The 25,356-nt window shown below is 53.0% G+C and carries 16 protein-coding genes and 1 pseudogene; 8 read left to right on the top strand and 9 right to left on the bottom strand.

The genetic code is table 11. From position 1 onward, the window contains the following. Nucleotides 1-41: 41 nt before the first annotated feature. The gene (locus tag AB4N98_RS25755; protein WP_281112245.1) at nucleotides 42-506 is read right to left on the bottom strand and encodes an Imm30 family immunity protein; all 465 of its coding nucleotides are present in this window, start codon (nucleotides 504-506) and stop codon (nucleotides 42-44) included. Beyond that, nucleotides 506-11,839 (bottom strand): hypothetical protein, encoded by an 11,334-nt coding sequence (locus tag AB4N98_RS25750; RefSeq protein ID WP_460149010.1) that lies wholly within the window; start codon nucleotides 11,837-11,839, stop codon nucleotides 506-508. Before AB4N98_RS25750 ends, AB4N98_RS25755 begins: the two co-directional genes overlap by 1 nt. A gap of 365 nt (nucleotides 11,840-12,204) precedes the next feature. Here AB4N98_RS25750 and AB4N98_RS25745 point away from each other — a divergent pair. Then, a pseudogene (locus AB4N98_RS25745) lies at nucleotides 12,205-12,363 on the top strand (conjugal transfer nickase/helicase domain-containing protein); the annotation flags it as partial. Nucleotides 12,364-12,519: 156 nt separating this feature from the next. Next, on the top strand, nucleotides 12,520-13,278 hold the full coding sequence (locus AB4N98_RS25740; protein ID WP_460149009.1) for a hypothetical protein: 759 nt from the start codon (nucleotides 12,520-12,522) through the stop codon (nucleotides 13,276-13,278). Nucleotides 13,279-13,387: 109 nt separating this feature from the next. On the opposite strand, the gene AB4N98_RS25735 is transcribed toward AB4N98_RS25740, so the two are convergent. The 4 genes from AB4N98_RS25735 to dbpB (AB4N98_RS25720) all read right to left on the bottom strand — a co-directional run bounded on the left by AB4N98_RS25735 (nucleotide 13,388) and on the right by dbpB (AB4N98_RS25720) (nucleotide 15,911). After that, nucleotides 13,388-13,855 (bottom strand): hypothetical protein, encoded by a 468-nt coding sequence (locus AB4N98_RS25735; RefSeq protein ID WP_460149008.1) that lies wholly within the window; start codon nucleotides 13,853-13,855, stop codon nucleotides 13,388-13,390. Nucleotides 13,856-13,978: 123 nt separating this feature from the next. After that, complete coding sequence (gene queD / locus AB4N98_RS25730) at nucleotides 13,979-14,341, bottom strand: 6-carboxytetrahydropterin synthase QueD (protein ID WP_169900424.1); 363 nt, start codon at nucleotides 14,339-14,341, stop codon at nucleotides 13,979-13,981. 44 nt (nucleotides 14,342-14,385) lie between these two features. After that, the gene (locus AB4N98_RS25725; RefSeq protein WP_169873260.1) at nucleotides 14,386-14,823 is read right to left on the bottom strand and encodes a hypothetical protein; all 438 of its coding nucleotides are present in this window, start codon (nucleotides 14,821-14,823) and stop codon (nucleotides 14,386-14,388) included. Nucleotides 14,824-14,855: 32 nt separating this feature from the next. Further along, entirely contained in the window at nucleotides 14,856-15,911 is a 1,056-nt protein-coding gene (gene dbpB, locus AB4N98_RS25720) for a DGQHR domain-containing protein DpdB (RefSeq protein WP_095974524.1), read from the bottom strand. Between the two features lie 181 nt (nucleotides 15,912-16,092). Between dbpB (AB4N98_RS25720) and AB4N98_RS25715 the strand changes: the two genes are divergently transcribed. The 6 genes from AB4N98_RS25715 to queE all read left to right on the top strand — a co-directional run bounded on the left by AB4N98_RS25715 (nucleotide 16,093) and on the right by queE (nucleotide 21,921). Next, nucleotides 16,093-17,028, top strand: a complete 936-nt coding sequence (locus AB4N98_RS25715; protein ID WP_029290756.1) for a hypothetical protein — start codon at nucleotides 16,093-16,095, stop codon at nucleotides 17,026-17,028. Then, a complete protein-coding gene (gene dbpB / locus AB4N98_RS25710; protein ID WP_029290753.1) occupies nucleotides 17,025-18,146 on the top strand; it encodes a DGQHR domain-containing protein DpdB in 1,122 nt (373 codons plus the stop codon). Before AB4N98_RS25715 ends, dbpB (AB4N98_RS25710) begins: the two co-directional genes overlap by 4 nt. Beyond that, nucleotides 18,143-19,441: a tRNA-guanine transglycosylase DpdA gene (gene dpdA, locus AB4N98_RS25705; protein WP_102623977.1), complete on the top strand. Its 1,299-nt coding sequence runs from the start codon at nucleotides 18,143-18,145 to the stop codon at nucleotides 19,439-19,441. The genes dbpB (AB4N98_RS25710) and dpdA overlap by 4 nt, the downstream gene beginning before the upstream one ends. After that, entirely contained in the window at nucleotides 19,438-20,493 is a 1,056-nt protein-coding gene (dbpB, locus tag AB4N98_RS25700; protein ID WP_460149007.1) for a DGQHR domain-containing protein DpdB, read from the top strand. The genes dpdA and dbpB (AB4N98_RS25700) overlap by 4 nt, the downstream gene beginning before the upstream one ends. Before the next feature lie 27 nt (nucleotides 20,494-20,520). Next, nucleotides 20,521-21,210 (top strand): 7-cyano-7-deazaguanine synthase QueC, encoded by a 690-nt coding sequence (gene queC, locus AB4N98_RS25695; RefSeq protein ID WP_460149006.1) that lies wholly within the window; start codon nucleotides 20,521-20,523, stop codon nucleotides 21,208-21,210. Between the two features lie 75 nt (nucleotides 21,211-21,285). Beyond that, a complete protein-coding gene (gene queE / locus AB4N98_RS25690) occupies nucleotides 21,286-21,921 on the top strand; it encodes a 7-carboxy-7-deazaguanine synthase (RefSeq protein WP_460149005.1) in 636 nt (211 codons plus the stop codon). A 36-nt stretch (nucleotides 21,922-21,957) separates the two neighbouring features. Here queE and dpdD read toward each other — a convergent pair whose 3' ends face one another. Genes dpdD through AB4N98_RS25675 form a run of 3 tightly spaced genes read right to left on the bottom strand, consistent with a single transcriptional unit; the run spans nucleotide 21,958 to nucleotide 25,339 of the window. Next, nucleotides 21,958-24,135 (bottom strand): protein DpdD, encoded by a 2,178-nt coding sequence (dpdD, locus tag AB4N98_RS25685; RefSeq protein ID WP_460149004.1) that lies wholly within the window; start codon nucleotides 24,133-24,135, stop codon nucleotides 21,958-21,960. After that, complete coding sequence (gene dpdK / locus AB4N98_RS25680) at nucleotides 24,132-24,659, bottom strand: phospholipase D-like domain-containing protein DpdK (RefSeq protein WP_460149003.1); 528 nt, start codon at nucleotides 24,657-24,659, stop codon at nucleotides 24,132-24,134. Before dpdK ends, dpdD begins: the two co-directional genes overlap by 4 nt. An 11-nt stretch (nucleotides 24,660-24,670) precedes the next feature. Next, nucleotides 24,671-25,339: a hypothetical protein gene (locus AB4N98_RS25675; protein WP_460149002.1), complete on the bottom strand. Its 669-nt coding sequence runs from the start codon at nucleotides 25,337-25,339 to the stop codon at nucleotides 24,671-24,673. Nucleotides 25,340-25,356 lie beyond the last annotated feature (17 nt).

Genomic DNA, 25,356 nt, shown 5'->3' with positions numbered 1-25,356 from the left:
CATTTCGGCAAGTCATTCACCTCCCCATACCGCCATAAAAACTACGTGCGCGCAGCCAGCAGAACACCCATTGTCTTGCTCATAAACTCTGGGCTTCTTTCATTTATCTTACTTGCAATATAGGCCACAGCGTCCTTGGTTGGCTTATCTGACTCGCGCAACGCTTTCACAATGATTTCCCGCGCGGCATCACTATTCAGCACGCGCAGCAAAACAATGGATGCCCACTCGGGATTACTGGCCACGATCGTGGGATAGACAGCCAGCAAGTCTGCAACATACGCATCCAACGGTGCCGCTTCTGCCGCGTGGATAATGGAAAACATGCATTCATGATGTGGGCAGCCGTCATCTAAAAGCGGAAGAAGGAATTTTGCCGCTGAGGGTTCGCCGAGTTGGCTTAATTCAAACACCCCCTCATCCACTACTTTCGCCATATCAGCGGGCCTGTTTGAAATCACCTCGCTCAGTCGATCAATTATGTTTACAAAGGAGTTCGACGGCATCAATCCGGCCTCTTGAATATTTCTGGAAATTTGACCTTGTTCTGCTTTATCAGATCCTGCAGCTGATCCCTTATAAAACCGTCATATAGTCCGTCTTTTTTATAAATTTGTCTAGCATCCCATACGCCCTCGGCCAGTGCCTTACGCGGCGTCATATTACTATCAGCCGTGTTGCCATAGGTAAATGTTTCCCTGTGCCGCCCGCCGACGCCTGGATGAGGCTGTTCCATATTAATAGCGATGCCCTCATCTCGCGGAACGTCATGTTCTGCCATGTGTTTGGCCGAAGGTATATGGTGCGGCGTAATATTGTCCCCCACCGACCCTGCATTGATAAGCGCGCCATAACTCGCCACGTCTCCTTCGGTGGGAAGCAGCGTCTTATCATTGCTATATGTTTTTCTTTGAACACTCTTGATATAGGTCGCGTTTGCCGCACCAATACCTTCCTTGACCTTACCCATAATCATATTGGCCGAAAAGAACGTACCTTCCGCTGCAATCGAGGCAGCATCAGGCCTTAGTCCTTTTGACTGGTAGAAATCACTCAACCAACGCTGCGCCAGTTCCTGGCCTTGCTCCAGGTACTCTCCAATTGTATGGGAGACCACAATATCAAGTGTCGCCTTCGCCGGCCCCGCCATGCCATACATAATCGCCTGGGCAGCAAACCCGACGACCTTACTTGCAAGTTCGTGCTGTTGTGCAAACTCGCCAAGTGCCAACTCTGCGTTATGAATAGGCGGAAACGCTCTGTTCGCAAAATTGACCAGCGAACTTGAACTCTCACCCACACCATCAACCACGAGTAATGGCTTACCCACATCCGCCGTAGTAATAATGACGCCACTCTCGAGATGAAATGACATCTGGTCATTCTCAAGAACTTCCTGCTTGGTCAAGGCTGCACCACGCACACCACTATTAAGGATCAACGCTATTTCTTCGCTTGTCGCCCCGGAACTTACCAGCCCCCTGATAACATTCAACGTGTGCGGTGATGCGGTTTGAATATTCCCACTGGCATCTATCGTATAGTCAATTTTTGCCGCGCTCATCGCTTCTTGCATTATTGCCTTGACGCCCGACTCTCCGATTTTGTGCGCCACATAGTTGGCGAATGAATTGCCAAACGCATCAACGGCTACTTGCCCATAGTTGGGTTTATCGCCACCAAACCATTTATCGGTGATGACCGCCGAGGATAAAGCGCCCGCTTGAGCCCTGAAAACAGCATCGGAAAAATCATTGCCGCCGCCAACACTCCCCCCGATGACAGAGCCTACCGCTGAGGCGGCTACGCTTTTCCAATTGAATGATGCGTCCAACCCCACGACTCTGTTAGCCGCATAGTTGCTGGCATAACTAAACACACCTTGTGCCGCATAACCGACGACCAGATTACTGGTGCTCGCACCCGTTTGCCCTATCGCGTTCACACCATTTGCGAGGGTTGGACCAAAAGCCCCCTGACCAGCTGCGTAACCAAGGCCACCCGTGGCAGCTGTCGTGAGTGCGCCCGCGGCAACCTTCCCCCAGGAAAATTTATCCACCGCGCCCATGCTCTTGCCGACCACCTGGCTGAGCGTGCTACCGACCGCCCCCGCCACCAGCAACGTACCCGTGATCGCCGTAAAGCTGGCAGTGGAGGCCGCTACTGCAGCGGTCAGTCCGCCAACGCTCAGAGCCGCGACGCCGGCTGAACCGGCGGCGGCCATGCTCGCACCGCCGAGCAGCGCCAATCCCGCACCTGCGGTAAATATGCTCGCCACGACGGCAACGACCACCATCACGATGCTTGCAATGCCGCTGCTCTTTTTGCTTTTCGGTTTTGGTGGCGGCGGAAGCGTTGGCGATGGCGTGGTATCGCCAATCACCTCGTTGGCGTTATAGGGTTTAAAGGTCGTCGCACTGTTGCGATCACTGCTCACCACATTCGGAATAATGATGCTTTCGCCGGCGACCAACAGCCGCTCTGCATCCAGGCCGTTGGCGTCCGCAATCAAGTACCACATACTCGCGTCACCCCAGACGGTCTGGGCAATGCGTGTGAGTGTGTCGCCGTCGTTTACGATGTAGCTGCCGGGCACCCGGCCAGGATATTCCGAAGAGATGGGCTGCAACGTATCGGTAATTTCCGGCACGCTGGCATTACCGAGGGTTGCCACCTCATTGCCGTTGAAATAAACATAACTTTGGACCGCACCGCTGTTCTCTCGGCGAGCGATAACCTGGCCTTCGCGATTGGATGAAAACTTGCGAACCGAATTACTCGCGCCACTCATCCTGTAGTGTAGAAGCTCGCCCCGATCGGAATATTTCAACGCAGTAACCCCGGCGTTACCGCCATAACTCCACGTCGCGACAATGGTGCTTTCCTTATAGCCTTCGTACATCGCGTAGGTTTTCGAATAAGCCCCGGTATAACTCAAGGATGCGCCATCGGGCTTGTAGACTGCGTAACGGTAGGCACGTTGGTTTCCGGCGGCATCGATCATTCCCGCCTCGCCAAAGTAACTGGCTTGCGACAACTTCTGCACGCCCCCAGACACATTATAGGAAAGCTGGGAAATCAACTGATTGTCGCCGCGATAACTATAACCGGACGCGCCGCTGGCCACCCCGTTCGTATAGCTGGTTTGGCTTACCTTGTTGCCACGTTCGTTATAGGCGTTGGTAAACAGCAGCGAGGACGCCCCGACCGTCTGTACCTGTTGGCTGGTGTCGCCTCCCAGCCCTCTTGTTATCTTGCTGTCCGTGGAGCTGAGCACCTGCCCCAAATCGTTATAGACATAGTTGCTTCGATTGTAGACTTCTGACGTCGCGGTGCTTGAAGCCCATTTTTCGAGGCTCTGCCGCCTGCCCGAAGCGTCATAACTCACCAGATAACCTTTCCCGGAACTGCCGGACTTGCCTGCAACAACCTGCCCGTTGGCGATATAGCCTTCGGCGACGAGCACCCTGCCCTCGCTGTCGTACTTGTACCAGTTATCAATCACCGTGCGCACCCGCGATTGATTGGTTGTGTCCATGTGAACAAGTCGACGATTACCCAATTCGTCATATTCATACTTCAACGATTCAAGCCCCGCCAGGGCCGAAATGTCATAGTTCATCCATCGTTCAATACCAATAATCCTGGCTGAAACGATAGGTGTAATGTTGAGATCTTCCGTAAACCCATCAAACACGGCGCCGGAGTGGGTATAGATAATAGAATGCGCATTCAGCGCACCCGACAACACATTGCCAGGCAATGATTTTATTTCTTTTAACTGGCCAGTTTCATTCAGCCCGGTACGTGTCTCACTTAACGACGCAATATTATTCCCAGGCACCATATACTCAAACGAGCCATATGGATTTTCCGGATCATCGAACAGCAAGATGGCTTCGGTATTCACAAATTGCGCGACGTTTATTTCACGCACTTTAGCGCCTGACAAATTATACGAATACTGTGACGCTTTTACATCCGTGATCGTGGTCTCGCGCACCAGATCCATGCCGCTAAAGCGGTCTGTTATTGCACTGACCAGGCCATTCTTATAGTAGGTATAGGAGCGAAACGCGCCGAGCCCGCCCACAGACTTGCCCGGTACAGCAGGAACAACGACTGCTTCCCTGGCGACCTGGCCAAACTTGTTGTATTCGTAAGTAAAGACGCGCCCACCCAGGTCCTTATGACTCGACAACTTGCCAAAGTCCACCTCATTGAATGTCCACGTCAGGGTATTGTTCAACCCGTCAACTTCCTTGGTCTTGCGATTGTATTCGTTGTATTCATAGCCCCTTTCGTATTTGGATTCGTTGCGTGTGCGGACAATATTTCCGCGCTCATCAAACAGCGTGTATTTGGTATTGCCGATCCCCCCCGTATTGATGCTGGAAGCGTTCGCCTGCCCGCTGCTGGTCAGCGTTTCTTCGACTGCCACACTGCCTGTGGTCTCGCCCACCAGCCTCCCTGCCTGGTCGTACTGGTTGGTCAGCAACGTGACGGCGGCGCCATTTCGGATGACGCCATGGGTGAGTTGGCGATCCAGCGCGTCATAGGTGTCGACCAGTACGACTCCCGTTGCGTCCTGGATGGCGACCCGATTGCCATTCGAATCCACTCGATAGTTGCGCGAATAGCCCAACGCATCGACATCACGCATCAACTCGCCGGCAGCGTTGTAAATGTGCTGACGGCTGCGCAACTCAGTGCTGGTGGCCACACCCGCGTAAGGTCCCACCAGATCCACTTCCTGGATCAGCAAACCTGACGCGTCATAGCGTTTTTCGTGAATGAGACTGGCGCGATAGCGAGTACCGTTCTCTCGCAGGATATCGGTCACCGGCAAGGTTTCGGTCAGTTGTTTGTTGTTGTGATCGTAGCTGTAGGTGGTGACGTAGCCCCGGGCATCGGTGCGACTGAGTACGTTGCCCCAACGGTCGTAGGACTGTTGGATAATCGGGGTAGTTAGGGTAAGTGTGACGTTATTCAGGGTATCCGCATTGATGTTAGCTTCGAAGGCTGGCAGGTGCTGCTCAAGGGCACGGCCTAGCACGTCGAAGAGTGTATAGGTGATGCGATCATCCGTGGTAATGGCAGCGTCGCCAATCTGATTGCTGCGCGAAGCGTTGCCCCCCAGATCGTAGTCAACCTGGGTGAGGCCCTGGGCATTTTGCTGCAGGACTGCACGGCCGACCTGGTTGTAGCTATAGCTGGCTCTTACCGCACCGTTGAGCAGTTGGCTGGCGACTTCACCAAAGCGGTTGTAGAGCACACTGTTGACGGTGCTTTTTTGTGAGTTGTCGGCAGCGGTGAACCAATCCGTCGTCGATATCTGCTCACCCAGCAGGTTGTAGCCGTAAGTGCGACGAAGGGTCTGACTGCGCGTCACGGCGCTCCCATTGACGGTCCAAGCACTGAGCACGACGCTGGTCTGACGGCTTTCTTCGGCAATACGGCCGGCGACATCGACTTTGTAGTTCATCGCAGAGTTACCGGCGTCAATGCTCTTGATCGTATAACCTGCGGCGTCGTATTGGGTCCGGCTGGTCTGCGTCAGCCCGGATTGGCTGAGGTTGCCGGCACTCTTGCCCGCTTCGCGGGTTTCGCTAATGACTTGGCCGAATGCGTTCACCATAAAGGTCGTGATTGGCGAAGCGACAACCATGGCAGTCGAAAATGGATCAACCGCACCGGCCTGGGCGGCAGATCGCGCAGGCTCGATGATTTTGCTGACATGGCCAACGGCGTTGTAAGCCTTGGTGGTGACATTGCCACCGGCGTCTTTCTGGGTCAGCAGGTTGCCGACGCCGTCATAGGTAGCCTGGCTAATCACCAAGCTGCCGGTAACCTGGCTAGCCAATACCCCATTGGATTGGGCATTGATGCTTTGTTGCCAGTAGCGCACGCCTTCCTGAGTCACGCTGCTCAGGCGACCCATGGCGTCATACGTAAACACGTTACGGCGATCGTTGCTGTTGCTGGAAGGTGGTGTCGGCAGGATGCCTTCGCTCCAGTTCACCAATCGGGTCGCGTACTCAACCTGACGACTGAGCTTGCCCAGCGCGTTGTACTCCATACCGGTGTAGTGCCCCAAGCCGTCCACTGCAGCGATGCGGTTCCCGCCCAGATCGTAGTAGTAAAAGGTGTTGGCACCGGTAAGCAACGTTGCCCCGCTGTTGTTTCGGGCAATCTGGGTTTCGCGAACCAGTTGGCCAAGTGCGTTGTAGGTGTAGACGGTGGTGGGTGCGGCGGTGATCAGCGATGAGGTGGCAACAACGCCTATGAAGGTATATAGGCTCACCGGATCCTGCTGTACGGCAGTTTTGCGCCCCAGCGCGTCGTAGGTGCTGACCAGGGTGCGGTCTTGCGTCGGGTTGGCAACCAACGTGGTGGGAGTGATTTCCCCGCTCTTGTAGTAGCCGGCGGCCGGCACCGTAGCGGACAGTGCATTGGCATAGCGCTTGGTTGTAAGGATGTTGCCCTGGGCATCGTAGGTGTAGGCCGTCACGCCCTTCAGGGCATCAATGTCGTGGCTCAAGCGGCCAAGCAGGTCATAGACCTTGTAGCTGTCAGCGTAATCGTTAGCCGCCGTCCCGGTATTATTGACGCGTATGCGATTGCGTACAGCATTACCCAACGCGTCGTAAGTGACTTCCGTAGTGACCTGGAAGGTATTGGCTGGGATCGAAGCGTCAGCGCTTTGCTGAAAGGCACCGGCGGATTTGTTGTACCAGCCAGGCGATGTAATCCTCACCTGATGCCCCACCGCGTCGTACTCGTAGCGAGTAGTCCGAGACTGGCTCAAGTCATCCAGCAGGGCACTGTCGTTGACGTTGCCGCGCAGCCGCCCTTCGGTACGCGAAAGCACGTGGCCGAGGGCATCGTAGTTGACGGTGGTAACCAGGGCACGCACCTGGGTACTGACGACGCCCGTAGCGGAAATACTGGCAACGGTGATCGCCGGGCTGATCTCTTCCACCAGGCGGTTCAGGTTGTCATAGTTGTAGCGCCACACCGCGCCATTTTTGTTGGTCAGCGTTTTGCGGTTCCCCACCGCATCGTAGGTGTAGGACTCCGTCTTGTCGGCAGCATCGATCACACTCGTAAGCTGACCGATCTCGTTGTAAATGTACGAGGTCGTGACCGGCTGTGCGCCTGAAGAGGCCAACGTGGCTGCAGTAGCTGCCAGGGTTTGTGGTGTGGCGGTCGGGATGACTTGGTTGTAGCGAATGCTTTTAGCCATCTTGCCAGTGAGGCTATAGACCGTTTCGGTCACACCACCTCTTGCATCGATGCTGTAGCGCACTCGACCCATGTCGTCATGGACATAGCGGGTGGACTGATCTGCCGCGCCGTTCACACTTGGGGAAACGCTGGCTGGCGCATCACCCAAAGTATTGACCACACTGCCCGCAATAGCCGTCGCAAAACGCGTAGTGCGGGTGATGCGGCCGCTGCTGTCATAAGTGTTGCGGATCACCCCACCCAAGGCGTCGATGCTATCCGTAAGACGACCTGCGTTGTCGTACACGTACCAAGTGCTCACACCCGCTGGGTCGATCTTGCGCGTAACCTGATCATTGCCGTTGTAGCGGTAAGCAGTGGTCAGGTTGATGCCGTTGGGATCCAGGCGCTCCGAAGTTCGGCGGCCCAGTTTGTCGAAGGCATACAGGACTATTTGCTGGTTCGGGCTGGCACTAGTCCCCCGCGCCATCTGAACCTGTTGGCCAGCACCGTCATAGGTGTACGTAGTCGTAAGCTTCAGCCCATCCGGATCCTGTGTAACGATCAACACCTGGCCATTACGGTCATAGGCGTAATCGGTAACGAGTTGTTCAGGCAGGCCCTGCGCTTCAATGACGCGGACTTGGCGGCCCTGGCCGTCGAACGTGTATCGGGTGACTGCACCATTGGCAGCGGTACGGCTGACCACTCGGTTACTGGCGTCGTAGGTGTAACGGGTCAAACGCCCCAAGGCATCGGTAACGCTGAGCAAACGCCCAGCGTTGTCATACGCATTCGTAGAGCCCTGGCTCAGCGCATTCAGAGTAGTCAGCAACTGACCCGTCTTGTCGTAGCTGTAGGTCGTGAGCTTGCCCGCGCCATCGGTCAAGGTCAGCGTCTGGCCATGGCCGTTCTTGACCGTGTTGACACTGACGCCGTCCGGCGTGGTCACGGTCATGGAGCGAGTGGCGTCGTTATAGGTGTAAGTGGTGGTTTTGCCCAGGGCGTCGGTACTGACCAAGACCCGCCCAAACGCGTCGTAGTCGGTGGTCTCTGACTGGCCCAGCGCGTTGGAGTGGTGAATGCGGCGACCGCTACCGGAGTAGATGACATTGCTCGTCAGGCCACGGCCATCAACACGGCTGATCACTCGGCCGAAGGCGTCGTAACCCGTTGCAGTCGTACGAGCCAGGCCGCCGACATCTTCAACGCTGGCAATCGCTTCACCACGCTTGTTGTAACTAACACTGTCGGTGACCGTTGAGCCGCTCGCCAGGGTACGGGTCACCGAGATCTGTTCACCAAAACCGTTGTAGCCATAGCGGGTCAAAAAACCCAGGGCATCGGTGCTGGAGATCAACAGGCCGCGGGTATCGTAGCCATAGGTACGACGGTTATCCGACGCTGCATTACGAATGGCCTGCACCAGGGTCTTGACCGGCAGCGTTAGCAGGCCACCCGTGAGGGCTGCGGTATCGGTAGTGCTCAAACGAGCGGTCAGGCTGGTTTTTTCACTGGCCTCGCCAAAAGCGTTGTACACCGTCTCGCTGACCTCGCCCAACGCATTGACTACATGGGTCAAGCGCCCCGTGGCGTCGTAGTAAGAGACACTGCGGTTGCCCTGCGCATCCCGCACGCTGGCGGCACGCCCGGCGGCATCGTAGCTATAGGTCAGCCCGTACTGAGCGTAGATGGCTGCAACCTGGTCATCGGTCATCCCTGTGATGACGCGCGTGGACGCTTCCCCAAGCAGCTTGCCGATGGCTTGCCCAAACGCGTCGTAACGCGTACGGGTGCTGCGCTCGTCATTGGTGCCTTGCGCGGCGGTCTCACGCATCAGACGGCCGGCGGTGTCATATTCATAGGCAGTTACGCTGCCATCCGTAGCGGTACGCAGACTGACGCGGCCCATTGCGTCATAGGCAAGCGTCGTGGTGTGTATGACCGCACTCGTCTGCACGCCAGCCTTGACGGACGCGAAGCGCGTACCTGCCGTGATCTCGGCCGCGTAGGCGGTGCCATAACGAATGGTTTTCTGTTGGTGGGTTGCTTCGTCGTACACCACTTCGGTGACGAACTGTTGCTCGTCAATGCTGCCTGTCTGGCGGCCTGCCGAGTCGTAAAAGAACCAGGCCCGCAGGTTGTCACCGGTTGCAGGGCGCAACTCTGCAAGGGTGCCACCCGCGCGACTGGCCAGCGCCGTAGCCATGGCATAACGGATTACCTGTTGTCGGCGACCGCTCGCATCAAAGACGTTTTCGCTCAGGTAGCCTTCGGCGTCCAGTTGCGCCACCTGCCGGCCACTGGCGTCGAAGAAATAGCGGGTGGTACGGTCGCCAGTCTGCTCCCTCACCAACTGGCCAAGGCCATCGTAGATCTTGGTAGTTACAGTGCCAACTGCGTCGGTGCTTGTACTCAGCCGCCCGCGCGCATCATAGGTGTAGCGTGTTGAGCGATCCGCTGCTGTTGCGGCCGGGCGAATATCACTGACTAGGGTTTTGATGACAGCGGTGCCGTTGTACCAGCTACCGGTCAACACCAAGGTGGCGTAACGTCTTTCCTCGGTGCGCTGACCCGCTGCGTTGTAGACATACTCCACCACAGCGCCAATACCATCAACCTGAGCGCTGACCCGGCCGGCTTCGTCATAAAAGGTGTACGTGCGCACGCCCGTCATGTCTTGCACCATGGTCTGCCGCCCCATAGTGTCGTAAACATATTGCGTCGTGCGTGTGGCCACGCCTGCAGCCGTTTGCGTCAGGCTGATCAGGCGGCCTGCGGCGTCGAAGGACTGGGTGAGCGTTTGCCCGACGGTGTTGGTTGTCGAGACGGTCCGACTGGTGCTGTTATAGGTTGTAGTACGTGTGCCGCTGGCATCGACCTGACTGATCAGGCGTCCCATCCCGTCGTACACCGTGGAGACCAGGGTGGTCTTCTCGGTACGCCCTGCACCGCGCGTAACAATGGTTTGCAGCAATTGGCTAGCTTGGTCGTGGACATACTCAGTGATGACGGTTGACGCGTCCATCACCCCTACACCGGATGAATTTACCGTGCCGTATGCCTTGCGTTGGCTGAGATTGCCACGGTAGTCATACGTCAGATCAACCAGCGTAGAGCGCGTTGCATCGCGTGCGGCCACCCAGGCGTTGAGCGAGACGGAGGAAAGTACCTGGGTTGGGGTCAGTGCGCTGAGGTCATAGGTCGCGTCGCCATAACTGATCTCCCGCACCAGCAATCCCCACACGCTATATAGATAGCGAGTGACGTTGCCATCGGCACTGATCATGGCGCTCGGACGATTATTCCCATCGTAGAGGTAACGCGTCACCTGTGCGCTCGATGCCGGCGGATCGGTCCAGGTGGCCGAGTTGCTGTTCCAGGTCGCCGGCAGCGTGTAGCGAATTTCGTTGAGCAACTGGTTGGCGGTGTCATAGGTCCGCGTAACGGTAGTGCCGGAGCTGTCGCGCTCCAGAATGCGGTTGCCATTGGCGTCGTACTGATACGACACCACGTTGCCCAGGCCATCGGTTATCCGGATAACATTGCCATCCACGTCATAGGCGTAGTACGTCGACAGCCGCTGGCCACTGACCGCCGGCGTTTGCACTTGAATCAGTTGGCCCCCAGCGTCGTAGTAGTAGCTCCACTGTTGATTGAGGCCATTGGTGACGTCGGTGCGACGGCTGCCGGTGTTGTAAGCAAAGGTCGTGGTGCCTGATGCATCGTTTACCGTCTGAACACGGTACTCACCGTCCACCAGCACATAGGTAAAGCTCGCAGCGCTGCCATCGCTCTGGCTAACTCTCGCGACGCGGAAACTGTTTGCGTCGTAGGCGTAGGTGCTGGTGTAGACGTTGCCATCCGCAATGCTGTTGTCGGCCGGCGTCAAGTCGGTGCTCACACTGGTCAATCGACCCAGCGTGTCATAGCCGTAATACACCTGCTGCGTGAGCGCGCCGCCTTGCACGGTGCGGGTATCCAAACGCGCAAGCCTTCCGGCACCGTTGTATATCAACACCAGCTCTTGCCCCGAGGCGTTGTCCTTGACCGCTGCCAGGCGACCATTGGTGTCGTAGCTATAGCTTGTCATAACAGCCGAGCGATCAGTCATCGATGCAATCCGACCGGTTGCGCCGTCGTAACGCTCGACCATATGTGTGGAGCCTTCACTCCACAGCCACTGACCGTTGGCTGCATCCCAAGCCAGCGAGTCATGAGCGCCATCGCCTTCATTGGACTTATAGGCGCTACCGTTCCAGGCATAGCGTGTCTCATGACCGTCGCCAGTGGTACGCACCACACTGCTACCGGTGGTATTGCGCGTGCCACTCAACACCACCTTGCGCTCGCCATCCCAGCGCCAACCATCGGCATCGCCGTCCGTCAAAGCGCCCTGAGCGTTGTACGTACGGGTATGAAACAGGTCCTGTCCCATTGCCGACAGCTGCTCGTCAGTAAACCGCAGCACCAAGTTACCGTTGCTCGCATTGACCGTTGCCTGGCCACCTGCCTGGCCCAGACCACCCTGGCCAAATCCCCCTACGCCCCCCAACGAGTTCAGCGACGCATTGAACAGACCTAATCCATTGCCGGCAACGACCGCAACCATGCTGCTTCCCCTAACACACCCAAAGATCGGAAATTCGTCGCAGCTCGCGCACAGCTGAGCAGCGCCTACGATCAGACTTGTTCCGCTATTGCAGGATTTGTTTAGGGTAAATAAGAAATATTATTGATAATAGACGATGCCCAGGTACCTGCGCCAAAGAGATATATGTTCGATGAAGATATCGACGACCTTGAAGCACCTGCAGAGAGCGCTTCTCAGGAGGCATAGGTATCCGGTGCTTTAGCTAACCGCGTTGGTATGGCTGCGAGGCACACCCGGCGCGCGTTGCGGGCAAAAATGGGGGCATAGCAGTTCTTTTTTGAGCAAAAACCACCTTCCTAGAGCCCAGTCAAAATGTTCTTTGGAAGCGTGAAAATGGCTTGAACATCTGGACTTGCCAAATCGAAGGTCCGCGGAAGAGAGCGACACTCAAAGGTTATTTACTTGAAGAATCTAAACTGCTGTTCGAATCGATACCATCCGATAATCCCTTTCTTAAAATCGAAAAACTTCCAATGACATAGCGCCAAATAAGCAGGCACATAGTTCGGTGGGGCACCGCGACTTACCTGGGCACGGACGGGGCCGTCACATACATCGTCTTACTAAGCTCATGGTTGGCGAAGGACAGTGGCAGCTACATTGACAGCATTAAGTCTTTTAGCCACTAATACAAATAGATGGAAATCATCAATGGCCACCGGCTCTGCGATCAAGAAGATCACAAGGGAACCCACATGACATCGCTTACCAAGGTAAAGGCCCCCAAGGGTTCACTTAAGACCCTACTGGAGCAATGGACGGCGATGGTGGAGCGTTACGCGGCGATCCATAAGTATGTCGATAACTGCTGGTGGTACAACGAGCGTGCCACTCTTAGTTCGCTGGCCGGCGCCGCCTGGTCCATGGAAAACTGGGTGGCCTTGGAGGAGTTCTCCACGGGCAAGCGCCACAAAGTTAAAGCCGATGGCGTGGAATCGGGCGACCTGCGCCCGGGACGGTGTGATCTCTATGTCACCAATCGCAAGGTTTGCTTCGGTTTCGAGGCCAAGCAAGCTTGGCAACGGGTCGGGCCACGCTCCAACCCGACACGCAATGTGCACAAGGGCTTGCAGGCTGCCTGGGAGGACAGCGGGCATCTGGCTAACGATACAGACCACCGTTTCGCCGCCACCTTCAGCGTGCCTTCGCTGCCACTAAACGCCGTCACCGACGAATTAGGGAATGTGGACCCGGAACAAGTCATGGCGCTGCTAAATACCTGGCTAGAGGGGCAGCGGGGATTTGTACGCCCCGGAGGCAAAGAAACCAGTTATGCCTACACCTTTCCACACCTCGGTCATGAAGGCTTCATTTCCGGTCCCAGGTATTACCCCGGTGTGGTGCTGGTGCTCGAAGAGAGGTTCAGGGCGGCTAAGTTGTTGGATGGGGAGAACTGAGTTTCGGTGCAATGCAACGTTACCGGATTAGCACCTTTGGCACGGGATCGCCTGACACCATGACCTGCCTTGCTCACTCGATACATACGCCTTGATCAGCGCCCAAACATTACTCCACCTCAGTATCTAATTGTATCGACACGACCAACGCTCGACGATAATGTAAAGGCGATGCATGAAAATCAACGACCAGCACGTGAGGTGCAACGGACACCAATGTCTTTATCCGTTCCACAGGAACTGAGACGTAGACCGAGAGCAATCGACCATTTGCGCTCATCGAGCCAATACTTGGAGTAACAGATTCTTTGGGGATGAAGGCAAACCCTTCCACCAATTGAATCTCTATCTCTGGATACTTAAATTCCTCCGGATAAACCACAGTACCTTTGAAAGTGAGGACAGCGAATTCTTGGATAGCGTCCTCCCCAGACGATACTTCGCGTCGGGTAGCCATTCGAAATGACCACGAAAAGTCCCAAGAAGTAATCTTCGCCTGGTACCATTTAAGAGAATATGGTGAAAGAGTCTGAGCACGTCTAGCACTTTTACCTCGACCCTTGTTAGGTTTGACCATATCCACCTCCCTACAGGGCCGAGCTAGGCAAGAAAATCAACCACCAAACTCGACAATGAAAGGCTAGACCTATCCAGTGAACTACACACTGCGCATAGTTCTGCTTTCTTTACACGAGAGTGGTTATACCTCCGGCCCTCTATAAATACATCCACTTGTACATGTCTCGTGAATACGTATTGCGGATAGCTCTGGAAGCAATGGCTTTAGTTCCTGCCAAACCCAAACGGCTAAAACCTCGCTCGTCGGATTTTCCAGTCCGGGAATTTCATTAAGATAATTGTGATCTAAGCGTTCATACAGAGGCGCGAAAATTTCCTTTATCTCGGAAAAATCCCTGACCCAACCCGACGTTCTATCGACAGGGCCATCAATATAAATTGCAATACGAAAGGAGTGACCATGCAGACGCCCACATTTGTGCCCTTCTGGAACATTGGGCAGTCGATGAGCGGCCTCAAAAACGAACTCTTTAAAAATCTCCACTGATTCCTCCCGTATCTCACGCGACAAAAAACCAAACAGCTAGACTAAACCTTCCAAGACTCAAGATCGACGCATAACGTTTCAAACAAAAACTCTACAACTTTGGCTCGCCCCTCACCCAGCGCTGATGCAATGGTGATCACGGAAACCAAAATGGAGTTAACAGTGTGCAAATCGGTTACATCACTCAAACAATTCAATATTTCTTCGAATTTCCCCAACATAGCAGTTTGGGAAAAATCTAATGCCTGCACCACATGGGTAGATGGCGTCAGGTAGAGAATATTCGCACGCGTCCGCAAACCGTAAGCTTCAGTCAGCATGCCATACCCTTCCGAAGGGAAAGCTTCGTCCTGCCCTGCAAGCCTTCTCAATGCCTCCTGAAAAGCCATGGACAGATGAAGAATGACTTCAGAGAACTCTTTTACACTGGCGTCACTGGCCAGGGCTGGAGACAGATCCGAGGAAACCAAAGTAGTCATAATGCCTCCTAAATATTAGTAATGAGCACCAGTTAGCTAGGTACGAGTTCCGAACTTCGAACCACCCTGGTCAAATGATCAGTCAAAAGATGAATATCACCATGTAAATTCTGAACTCCATTCCATGGCCGGTTGCCTGTTTTAAAGGACCACTCTCCCGAATCGAGCGTCCAAGCTGTATATCCTTGTAGCTTTCTAAGGCCTAACTTGAATACTGGGGCCAGTGGCGCTCCTGTAGCACACAACTGCTCCATGACGAACCCCATGGAAATAATCCCCGCGCTATGGACGAGACGAGAGCTTTTAGGTGTGTGACCATGCCAAGCATTTCCGAACACCTCCTGGACCGCCTGGAAAAACTCACTGATGGCCAAGAAACACCGATCCTCACCTCCCGACAACTCAATCACCTCCCGACAGTAACCGTCAGATAAGGAATTCATTACCAGTTTCTGGAGCGACGTATCGCCGATGACCCCTGAGGGGTTGGTATGCTGCTTAATCTGTCCTTGCAAAGAAGATCGATCGTCATAATTCAGCATTTCCACGATGCGGGCTGCACGGGCGCGGGAAGTCATTCTGAATGGAAGGCCGCTGACAGACGGGAGCAGTTCATATACCAGCGACTTCGGTAATGGACTGGTGTTGTTGACGAGAATGAATTGCCGGCGAAGCTCTTCCTGATTTTCACACACAAGAGCAGACACCAGTAACTGGAACGAACTCCCCTCGAGCCCAGCTAACGCAGATAGGCGCTGCTGACCATCCACAACGAACCCAGGAGGGCCGGATGAAATATCCACCTCAATTTCTGCATAGGCTCCATTTCCTTCCACCACCCGAACCCCACTGGTAAACGCTAACACCACAGCATTGGGCATTACCGCATCGGGACGGGAGAGGTAGTCGCGAATCTCTCGTATGTGCTTGGACACCTGTGGCCGCTGAAAGCCATGAAGGGCGCCACGATCGTCACGCTTGACTCGGTCGATGCTAGCGATCGCCAAAATCTGCTCAACGGTAGCCGCAAACGATACCACTTGGTGGGTGGGGCTCTGTAACGCCTTGATTGCGCTGAACTTAAGCAATGAGTCTCTTCCTTCATCGAACGCCCCCCCAGAAAGAGGGGTAGCAGCAGTATTGAGGCTCTTATACCAACCCTTCCGCATAAAAACTAGCCTAAGCGCATTGGCGCATACAGTTATTAAATGGTAAATTGTCAGCCTCAGATAAATGCAACACCCGTCAAAACAGGCCTACAGTTTTCCCATGAGAACCGTCATCATCACCAACTGCACCAATCGAAAACGTCTCGACGGCCTGCCGCCGGTGGTGCTGAACGACGAGTGTTATTCATCGATTGCAGCCATGGCAAAGGCGTGGAAGGGGCAAATAGACGAACGCCCCACCACTCTGATGGCATCTTCACTTTATGTGGGCAGAAGCGTTTCTGACGCGAGGCGCGTAGCAACGAAGTTGGACGCGAAGCTAATGTTTGCGTCGACCGGCTTAGGGTTGATTGAAGGCGATCAGAGATGTCCACCGTACAACCTGACGGTGGCTCAGGATCCGAATTCTATCATCCCACGTCTCGAAAAATTGGGTGTGCGCGCATCAGATTGGTGGGAAGCCGTGAATGTCACCCAATCAAAGGGAAGCGCCCTAGCGGACCTCGTCAGCCAACCCGACATCGACTTGGTGCTCATTGCCCTCTCTTCAAACTATGTCCAGTTGATAGGCGAAGACCTTGGAAAAATCAGGGACACGCAGATCGACAAGCTCAGAATATTCACTTCGCGCCCAGGCATCGAGATGCTTCCCAGCCATTTACGACGCATCGCGATGCCCTACGACGAACGCCTTGAAACCTCAACATTACCCGGCACTCGCAACGATTTCCCTCAGAGAGCCCTACGTCATTTCATTGAGATTCTTGAACTGTCGAGTGCTCCTGCTGAGATCGCTCGAAAGAGCGTCAGCGCGGCGATGGATCTTTTATCCCTAGCAAAAACGACCATCCGGCGGCGCGCATCGGACAGTGAAATTGCCTACATGCTTGAGTGTGTGTGGGCTGACTACCAAGGCAGTTCCACCCGATTGTTACGCTACTTAAGGGACGACGCCCTGGTGTCGTGCGAGCAATCGCGCTTTCGGAGGATCTGGCAGGACATCAAAGGTCAAGACAGCATAGAGAGCAAAGCATGACGAGCGAAGATGCGATTGTGGTGCGTGCACTACGCACCACCCAAGGCGACAACCTTGATGTGTATGCATTATTCATCAGGGGATCTGACCTGGTCCGAATTGCCGACATCAGCCGCCTGTCGCGCGAAGACAGCAGCCCCCTCAAGGGTTTTCAGCGCCCCGAGATTAAGAGTCATGTCAAAGGGATCACTGAGTACCTCAATCAGGGAAATGTACTTTTTCCCAATGCAATTATCTTAGCGCTGTCTCCTGACCTGCGTTTTGTTGCAGCACGCGGAAGCAAGCCGACAGGCGACGCGGGGCTTTCGCAAGCGGGTACGCTGACGATCCCTATTAGGGAGGAAGGAATGAGGTCTGCCTGGATCGTGGACGGGCAACAACGCTCATTGGCGTTGGCGAAAGCGGCCAATTCGGATCTTCCTGTGCCAGTGATCGGTTTTGTATCCGACAGCCTGACCACCCAGCGCGAGCAATTTATTTTGGTCAACAAGGCCAAACCCTTGCCCACTCGACTGATCAACGAACTACTGCCGGAGACAGGCAGCATCCTTTTGCCCCGCGAACTGAGTGCTCGCAAGGCACCAGCTGAGTTGTGCGGGCTTCTTAGCCGCGATCCCAACTCCCCTTTCCACAAACTCATAAAGCGGTCGTCCGAGCAAAATAGCAAAGCAGTGATCACTGACACCGCTGTAATAACGATGATCCGCAATAGCATCAGTAATCCGTTGGGGGCGTTGGCTCCCTACACCTCCAGCACCGACGGTGCGGCGAACGTTGAGTCCATGTACAACCTACTGACGACCTTCTGGCGGGCAGTGCGTGATACGTTTCCAGAGGCGTGGGCACTTGAATCCAAGAGCAGTCGACTCATGCACTCAGCGGGGATCATCGCCATGGGCGTGCTTATGGATCGGATCTACGCCAAAATCGGTGGTCAGCGCGAAACCTACGAAGCCGTGCTACAAGAACTGGCCAGAGTAGCCCCTTACTGCGCATGGACAACAGGTCAGTGGCCGATGATTAATGTCCAGTGGAATGAAATCCAAAGCACCCCTCAAGATATCAAGGCGCTGCAAGAAACCTTGATCCGCCTCTATATGACCAGCGCTCACCAATGAAATTTTTATACGCCGACACCCAAGACTACGTAGACCCGGACTACGATTTCATCAACGATCGAAATGCGCCGGGCCGGAAGAGATACTGGGATGACCAGTATGCGCACGAAATGATGACCCCCGTCCCTTATGATGGGCTCTTGGTCTCGATGAGCGCAGTGCGACCTGCAAATGGCGTCGCTAATTCAAAGGTTCGGTACTCGACTTCCGAGCAGCAGCGCTTCCTCAGAGAAGGCGCGCGCAAATTTCTACGACTCGATGGCATCCAGTTCAAAGATACGATGGTCCTAGGTGACTGCGGGGCTTTCGCCTATGTAGAGCACCCTACCCCTGCGTATAGCCCAAGCGAAGTAGTAGAGTTCTACTCAGACGCGGGATTCACCCACGGTTGCTCGCCGGACCACATCATATTCAACTGCGACTCCAGCAATCCTCCAGCATTGAGCCAGTCGGAAGATGTGCTGTTTCGGTACGAAATCACGCTCAAAAATGCGCAAGAGTTTCTGCGTTTAGTGAAGGAGGCGGAATGGCCTTTCGAACCTCTTGGAGCGGTACAGGGTTGGTCTCCTCAAAGCATGGCGAACGCTGCAAAACAACTCGAAGACATGGGTTATCGCTACTTGGCGATCGGAGGTCTAGTACCTTTGAAAGTCGATCAAATCCATGAGGTTCTGAAAGAGCTTCGAGCGGTCCTTAAGCCCGAGACAAATATTCATCTGCTGGGATTTGCTAAAGCCGAGAACATCCATGAATTCACCGGATATGGCATTACCAGTTTTGACTCAACCTCCCCCCTTATACGCGCATTTAAAGATGCGAAGTGTAATTACTACATGGGCAACAATACAAGCAAACTGGACTACTACACAGCTATCCGCATTCCTCAGGCGATTGAAAATCCACGCCTGATGCAAGGAATAAAAAAAGGCACTCTGAGCGCAGAAGAGTTACAAATCAAAGAAAAAGCGGCGTTGCTAGCGATCCGCGACTACGATAAAAACCTGCTTGACTTTGATTCAACTTTAGCCGTGCTAGTAGACTATCTCCGACTGACTCTTTCCGGATCGATATCATCATCAATAGAGATGGAAAAAGAAATCGCCAAGCATGTCCGACTAATCTCACCCACGCTGAGAGATAAACCGTGGCAAAAATGCCAATGTTCGATTTGTCAGTCAGCGGGTATTGAAACTATTATCTTTCGAGCCAGCAATCGAAACAAAAGACGCGGATTTCACAACTTAGGCGTGTACCACCGCCACCTTCAGAAAACTCTGGAACTTTCGAAACAATGATCTATCGATTTAAGGGTGTGCGCGCCCAACAAGCCTCCGGGCATGATGTATTTTCGTTTGCGGCCACTCCAAATGAAATTTTAGAGTTCTCTGAAATTGAGAGAGTCGGCCGCGATGAAGAAGGCCACCTCAAAGGCTTTCAGCGCCATCAAGTCGCGTCGCACATCAGAGATATTCGTGACTATCTTCAGCGTGACGATGCATTGCTTCCTAACGCAATTATCTTGGCATTCCTGGATGGGGTAACGATTAAAGACCTCGGCGAGGGTATTGTAGAAATCGTTATTGATACTGCCGAATCCAAGCCAGGCTTCGTGGTCGATGGACAACAACGACTCAGCGCCCTTGCGACGATGGAAAAACCTGGATTCCAGGTATTTGTATCTGCATTGATTTGTAAAGACTACAACGAACTGCGACAGCAGTTTGTGCTCGTCAACAATACGCGACCGCTGCCAAAATCGCTGATCTATGAACTTTTACCGACTGTTGACGGCCTGCCAGAACGATTCACCAGTCGTAAATTTGCTGCTCGCATTATTGATTTGTTGAATTTTCTGCCTAACTCCTCTCTATTTGGCGAGATCAAACAACACACGAATCCTAGAGGAGTACTAAGCGACATGGCGATGCAGAAGTTCGTGATGAACTCTGCGAATGATGGCGCGATTCGTAGCTTCATGAAGTTTGATGACTTTGAGGGGCGCAGCATCGAACTTATCAATAACTTCTTCCATGCGGTGCGTGTAGTTTTCAAATCGGAATGGGAAGGACTAGCGCCCAGAAATTCACGTTTGAAACACGGGGCGGGCCTGGTGTCTTTGAGCTTCGTTATGGAGTTGCTTTACTCCGATCAAGGCACAACCAGCAAGGAAGGCTTTATCAAAGGTCTAAAACTTTTGAAACCTCATACAGCATGGACAAGTGGTGATTGGCACATTTCTGAAACCGACCGCCGCCCCTGGAATGGTATCCAGAACACGCCCACTGATATCGGATTGCTCACTAAGTATCTGACCGAAAAACTCAAGCAAGAACTGAAACGCCGCTAAATCAGACCCAGTTCCGAGGAGAGCAGTATGCACACCAAAGCCTTAGTTCTTTTTTCAGGCGGACAAGATTCAACCACCTGCCTTGCCTGGGCGCTGGAACGTTACGAGCACGTCGAGACCATTGGCTTTGATTATGGCCAGAGGCATCGAATCGAACTCGAATGTCGGCTGAATATCTTGCAGGAGGTACGTAACAGATTTCCGAACTGGGCCCAGCGTCTCGGTGAGGATCACGTTCTTGACCTCAAATTACTCGGCCAGATCAGCGATACCGCGATGACCGCTGAGAAAACCATTGAGTTTGAAAAGAATGGACTTCCCAATACGTTTGTACCCGGTAGGAATCTGCTGTTTTTGACGTTCGCAGCCACTATTGCCTACCGACGGGGCCTCACAGTGCTGGTCGGGGGAATGTGCGAAACCGACTACTCAGGCTACCCAGACTGCCGGGACAACACCCTTAAAGCCACCCAGGTGGCCTTGAGTCTCGGAATGGACGCTCCCGTGATCATTGAAACCCCCTTGATGTGGCTCGACAAAGCTCAGACCTGGCGTTTGGCTGAAAACCTAGGCGGTCAAGATTTTGTTAACCTGATTCAAGAAGAGTCCCACACCTGCTACCTCGGGACTCGGCAGCAGAAACATGAATGGGGCTACGGGTGTGGAACGTGCCCAGCTTGCGAACTGCGCAAAACTGGATATGAGCAGTATATTTAAGAACGAGATTAATGATGGTTCAGAGGTGGCGGATCAAAGAACTCGCCACTCATCTGAATCAGGTGAGTAAACCAAATGACTTACAGTATCAAAGAAATATTTTACACCCTTCAGGGGGAAGGTAACCAAGCGGGTCGACCCGCAGTGTTCTGCCGATTCGCTGGCTGTAACCTCTGGTCGGGACGGGAACAAGACAGGGCTAGCGCGATCTGTACTTTCTGCGACACGGACTTTGTGGGAACGGACGGATTGGGTGGTGGAAAGTTCAAGGATGCGAATGGCCTTGCCCTCGCAATAAATTCATTATGGCCTATCTCACATCAAGGTCAAAAGTATGTGGTATTGACGGGAGGAGAACCGCTGCTGCAGGTAGATGATGCTTTAGTAGAAGCACTGCACAAACATAATTTTACTGTGGCTGTGGAAACGAACGGCACAATAATACCGCCAAGCGGGATTGACTGGATTTGCGTCAGTCCTAAATCCACAGCCGAATTAAAGATTACTCAAGGCGATGAATTAAAATTAGTTTTTCCACAAACTGAAGCACAACCAGAAAAATTTGAACACCTCACCTTCAACCATTTCTATCTCCAGCCGATGGATGGACCAGAGGCCCACCTAAACACTAAGCTGACCATAAAATATTGCAAGACTCATCCAAAGTGGAAACTCGGCGTGCAAATGCACAAAGTATTGATGATCCCTTAGAACAAGTTTGACTGATATATCAGTTCACACCAACACCTAAATAGCCTTCCGCTTTAACCCTTCTATAAACTCACGAACTATGCTTGAAGCACCTTTACCATACGGATAGATAATATCCCTTCTTACATTTATCACCGGATAGAATGCCTGATGCTTTGAACTACGAGAAGAGAACACAAAATAATCGGCCGTTTTGGCCAGATGGCACAAGGCTGGAGTAGCGGTATGATCACTGTTGATCTCTACCGTGAGTCCAGTGAAAATTATTTCTAGTACGTCCCGTGCGCGGCGAGCGGCACCTTCTGTGAGAGTGTAAATACCCAACAATTTTCCTTGTAAATTAGGGGTTAATTCTATCACTGAATCGCTATCTGATTCAGAATCCTTGTTATTGCTAAAGTCTGGGATTGGCTCACCAACCTCAAGAATTTCCTGCATTAATACAAAGGTCAGTTCGCGTATCGCTGGATTTTTAATTTGTCTCCAGTGCTTTGTCGCGAAATCCTGTAGTGATTGCCAAACTTGACGACGCAATGGCTCAGTCGGGCAAGGTGCGTCCAACAACACATCCATCAACTCGAGCATGCCGGTATACGCTTCAGGCCCCTTATTGACCTCCCAGAGCATCAATATAGAGTCGACCAACCGCGTATACTGATCGACTGCGAACGGTTGCTCCAACATCAACTGCGTCAATTGTGCAGCCAGCGACAGCAGTGCTGGATTGACTATAGAATCAAGAGCAAGCAATTCCAACAATTCTAACCAAACAACTCCTTGGCAAACCACATCGCGCTCTTCCAACCAATCTAGCAACAACGGTAGCGTGTTACGAAGAATCGTCTGCCCCACAGGAGACCCAGACTTAATGCACTTAAGCAATATGTCTGAATTAAAGGACTCAACTGTCCAACTTTCGCAATACTCTTGTGCATCTCTCTCCAGTGCACCAGTCGGTAACTCGATATCAAGCAAGCGCTGAAACCAACTATCCCAACCACCCAACTGCTCTCTAGAATAGCGTTTTTGCAAATCTTGCAAAATCGCAGTCATCATAGGCAATGATTTCAACGGCTCAAACCACGACGCAGGCATAGCCTGTAATTGCTGCCACAATTGCTGCAACTCAACTAATGGTACATCCAACGAGCGTTGCAGTAACGCTTGCACCGCCCCTGGCCCCTCCTTCTGATCTTTTGACTCACAAACAACCGATTCTATTTCAGCTTCAATTTGATTTACCGCAATCAAATCCGCCCAATGCAGCAATTTTCGAAACCAATCTGAGTCGATAAATTCAGGTAACTGCTGCTGAATCTGTGCAAACCTTAAAGTAACAGCACCGGCAACCCACAACTGCCAATCTTGTTTAAAGCTTTCGTGATATTCAAACAACGGAACAGTCATAAAAAGTGGGCTTAATGGGCGGCACAAATCGGCCAATTCGTCCCTCGACTCCTCACCTATGGCCTCAGTAATTAGCAGTCGATTAAGTCCCAACTTCCCAAGTGCTCGAAGCAATACGCGAACTAATCGTAAAGGAATGCGGCCACCGAGCAGACTGGGCAACCGCGGATGATTAACGATGTCCTGCCAACGATCCGCTGAAGCTAAGGCCTGCAACTCCAAGGACAGCAGATTAGGTGGAGTGAAACCTCCCGAGTTCTTGAGTTCTCCGTAAAAACGCCAAGCATCCTCACCATCATGTAATCGGTAGGCCAGCATAAAATCACGCAGCACTCGACCTATTGGTCGTTTGGCTAACGAGGTAAGCGCAGGACGTTGTTGATACAACTTCAGCACGTTAGCTAGTACTGTAAAAACCCGATTTTTTTGCTGCTCATTCACCTCTCCAAGTAAATCAATACGCAATAGTCCTGCTGGGGCATGCGCTAGCAATGCTCTCTGCCCCTCAGTACTTGGAGTGATGATCAACCCATAATCAAAACAAGTATCCGCTGTCCCCAAAAACGCCGCCAACACCTGGCGTAACTCCTCCAGAGCGCGGCCATCCTCCGCAGTTGCGTAGAACCATAATTCCGGCGGGCGACTGTATGGCAACAGTAAAGGCCACTGCCCCGCACAGGCACTTAGCACCAAAGGCTCCAACAAATTCTGATACGGCTGCGGGTATTTCCCGGCAAGCACTTTGCCCGGATCGATCTGGTTATCGACCGCAAAAAAAGGATGCAACCATGTCGGTATAGTGTTCATGAATGTGCCTCGAAGCGGTAATGCTCTTCAAACTCTAGTAATGCTTCAGAAATTATCTGAGAATTACTAGTCAGCATGACATGTTCGTCATTACGATTTGTTCCACTCCAGGTGTAATTCATTGAGCCCTTCAAAAAACAACTGCTGGTAAGTAGGCCTTTAGTATGAACTTGTTCACTGAACTGGCAAGAAAAATCATGACCGGCAATTAGGCGACCGCTCAATTGCTGAACAAACCGACGACTGTACGTATCGTCACGGGTCACTACCCGTAAACGGCACCCGCCATTAACTGCCTTCGCTAGCACTTCATTAAAACCAACCTCTCTACTGCCCCAACCTGGTTCTAATGTGTCCCACTGCCCTGAACAGTTGTCCAATAGGGGGAAGTCGCTCAGCCAGGGCGATACCAACCAGATAGGCTCAGGGTTAAGCAATAATCCGGACATCAGCCCACCAAGTACTTCGCGAAATTGTCGACGACCTAGGGGGCCGTGTAGAAAAATTTGCCGCTGTTCATTCATAGCAAAAACTCTTATTGAATGGCCTCGGCCAGTTCGATCCTCAATACCATGCTATCTTGTAACCGCCTCATAGCCCCAATGCGGGGATATAACCATAACCCGGAGTGATCAACAGGATTTAGCTGAATCTCGGCTATTAGTTTTGAGATTGAGGCGATATGGGTACGCGGTATTAAAAGATCCACTCGTCCTATTCGTTTTAACACGTGATGTAATTCAGCCAAATAATCAACTGTTAGCTGGACATAAAACTCTTGCTCAGCAAAGAGGAGGCTACCTAGCAGCCGTTCAGTTGTGGCGACGCCCGTTTGGAAAGGGTTATAGTAGTTCATTTCAGACTGACGGATGGCGTTACCACGCGGCCACAATAACCCCTGATTACGACAAAGTCCCTGGAACACTTCAACAGCAGACGCCTGAGCACCAAGATTTTTGGCGGATAAGGCATGGGCGGCGATATTTAATCCCCACTCCAAGCCACTAAAGCTTTCTAAATTTCGCCACTGCTCCAGCAAGTTAAGAAGGTACTTATCGGTGCTGGTATTGCTACCTGGCCTGAGGGCCCTTGAATGCAAAACACTTAAAAAACTGTGGCTAAGGGCAAAGCCTTCACGGAGCAGAACACGGTGCAACTCTTCGTTGGCATCACGCCGTTGTTGTAAATCACTGCAGCCACGCACCTCAGCAAGCGAGCCAG

It is taken from the genome of Pseudomonas sp. S3_E10 (assembly GCF_054667615.1).
The sequence above is the reverse complement of the archived record's forward strand: the minus strand, read 5'-3'. Positions and strand labels throughout refer to the sequence as shown.

Coding starts and splice junctions, on each gene's coding strand:
- AB4N98_RS25755 (WP_281112245.1), bottom strand. CDS start 506: ATGCCGTCGAACTCCTTTGTAAACATAATTGATCGACTGAGCGAGGTG.
- AB4N98_RS25750 (WP_460149010.1), bottom strand. CDS start 11,839: ATGGTTGCGGTCGTTGCCGGCAATGGATTAGGTCTGTTCAATGCGTCG.
- AB4N98_RS25740 (WP_460149009.1), top strand. CDS start 12,520: ATGGAAATCATCAATGGCCACCGGCTCTGCGATCAAGAAGATCACAAG.
- AB4N98_RS25735 (WP_460149008.1), bottom strand. CDS start 13,855: ATGGTCAAACCTAACAAGGGTCGAGGTAAAAGTGCTAGACGTGCTCAG.
- AB4N98_RS25725 (WP_169873260.1), bottom strand. CDS start 14,823: ATGACTACTTTGGTTTCCTCGGATCTGTCTCCAGCCCTGGCCAGTGAC.
- AB4N98_RS25715 (WP_029290756.1), top strand. CDS start 16,093: ATGAGAACCGTCATCATCACCAACTGCACCAATCGAAAACGTCTCGAC.
- dbpB (WP_029290753.1), top strand. CDS start 17,025: ATGACGAGCGAAGATGCGATTGTGGTGCGTGCACTACGCACCACCCAA.
- dpdA (WP_102623977.1), top strand. CDS start 18,143: ATGAAATTTTTATACGCCGACACCCAAGACTACGTAGACCCGGACTAC.
- dbpB (WP_460149007.1), top strand. CDS start 19,438: ATGATCTATCGATTTAAGGGTGTGCGCGCCCAACAAGCCTCCGGGCAT.
- queC (WP_460149006.1), top strand. CDS start 20,521: ATGCACACCAAAGCCTTAGTTCTTTTTTCAGGCGGACAAGATTCAACC.
- queE (WP_460149005.1), top strand. CDS start 21,286: ATGACTTACAGTATCAAAGAAATATTTTACACCCTTCAGGGGGAAGGT.
- dpdD (WP_460149004.1), bottom strand. CDS start 24,135: ATGAACACTATACCGACATGGTTGCATCCTTTTTTTGCGGTCGATAAC.
- dpdK (WP_460149003.1), bottom strand. CDS start 24,659: ATGAATGAACAGCGGCAAATTTTTCTACACGGCCCCCTAGGTCGTCGA.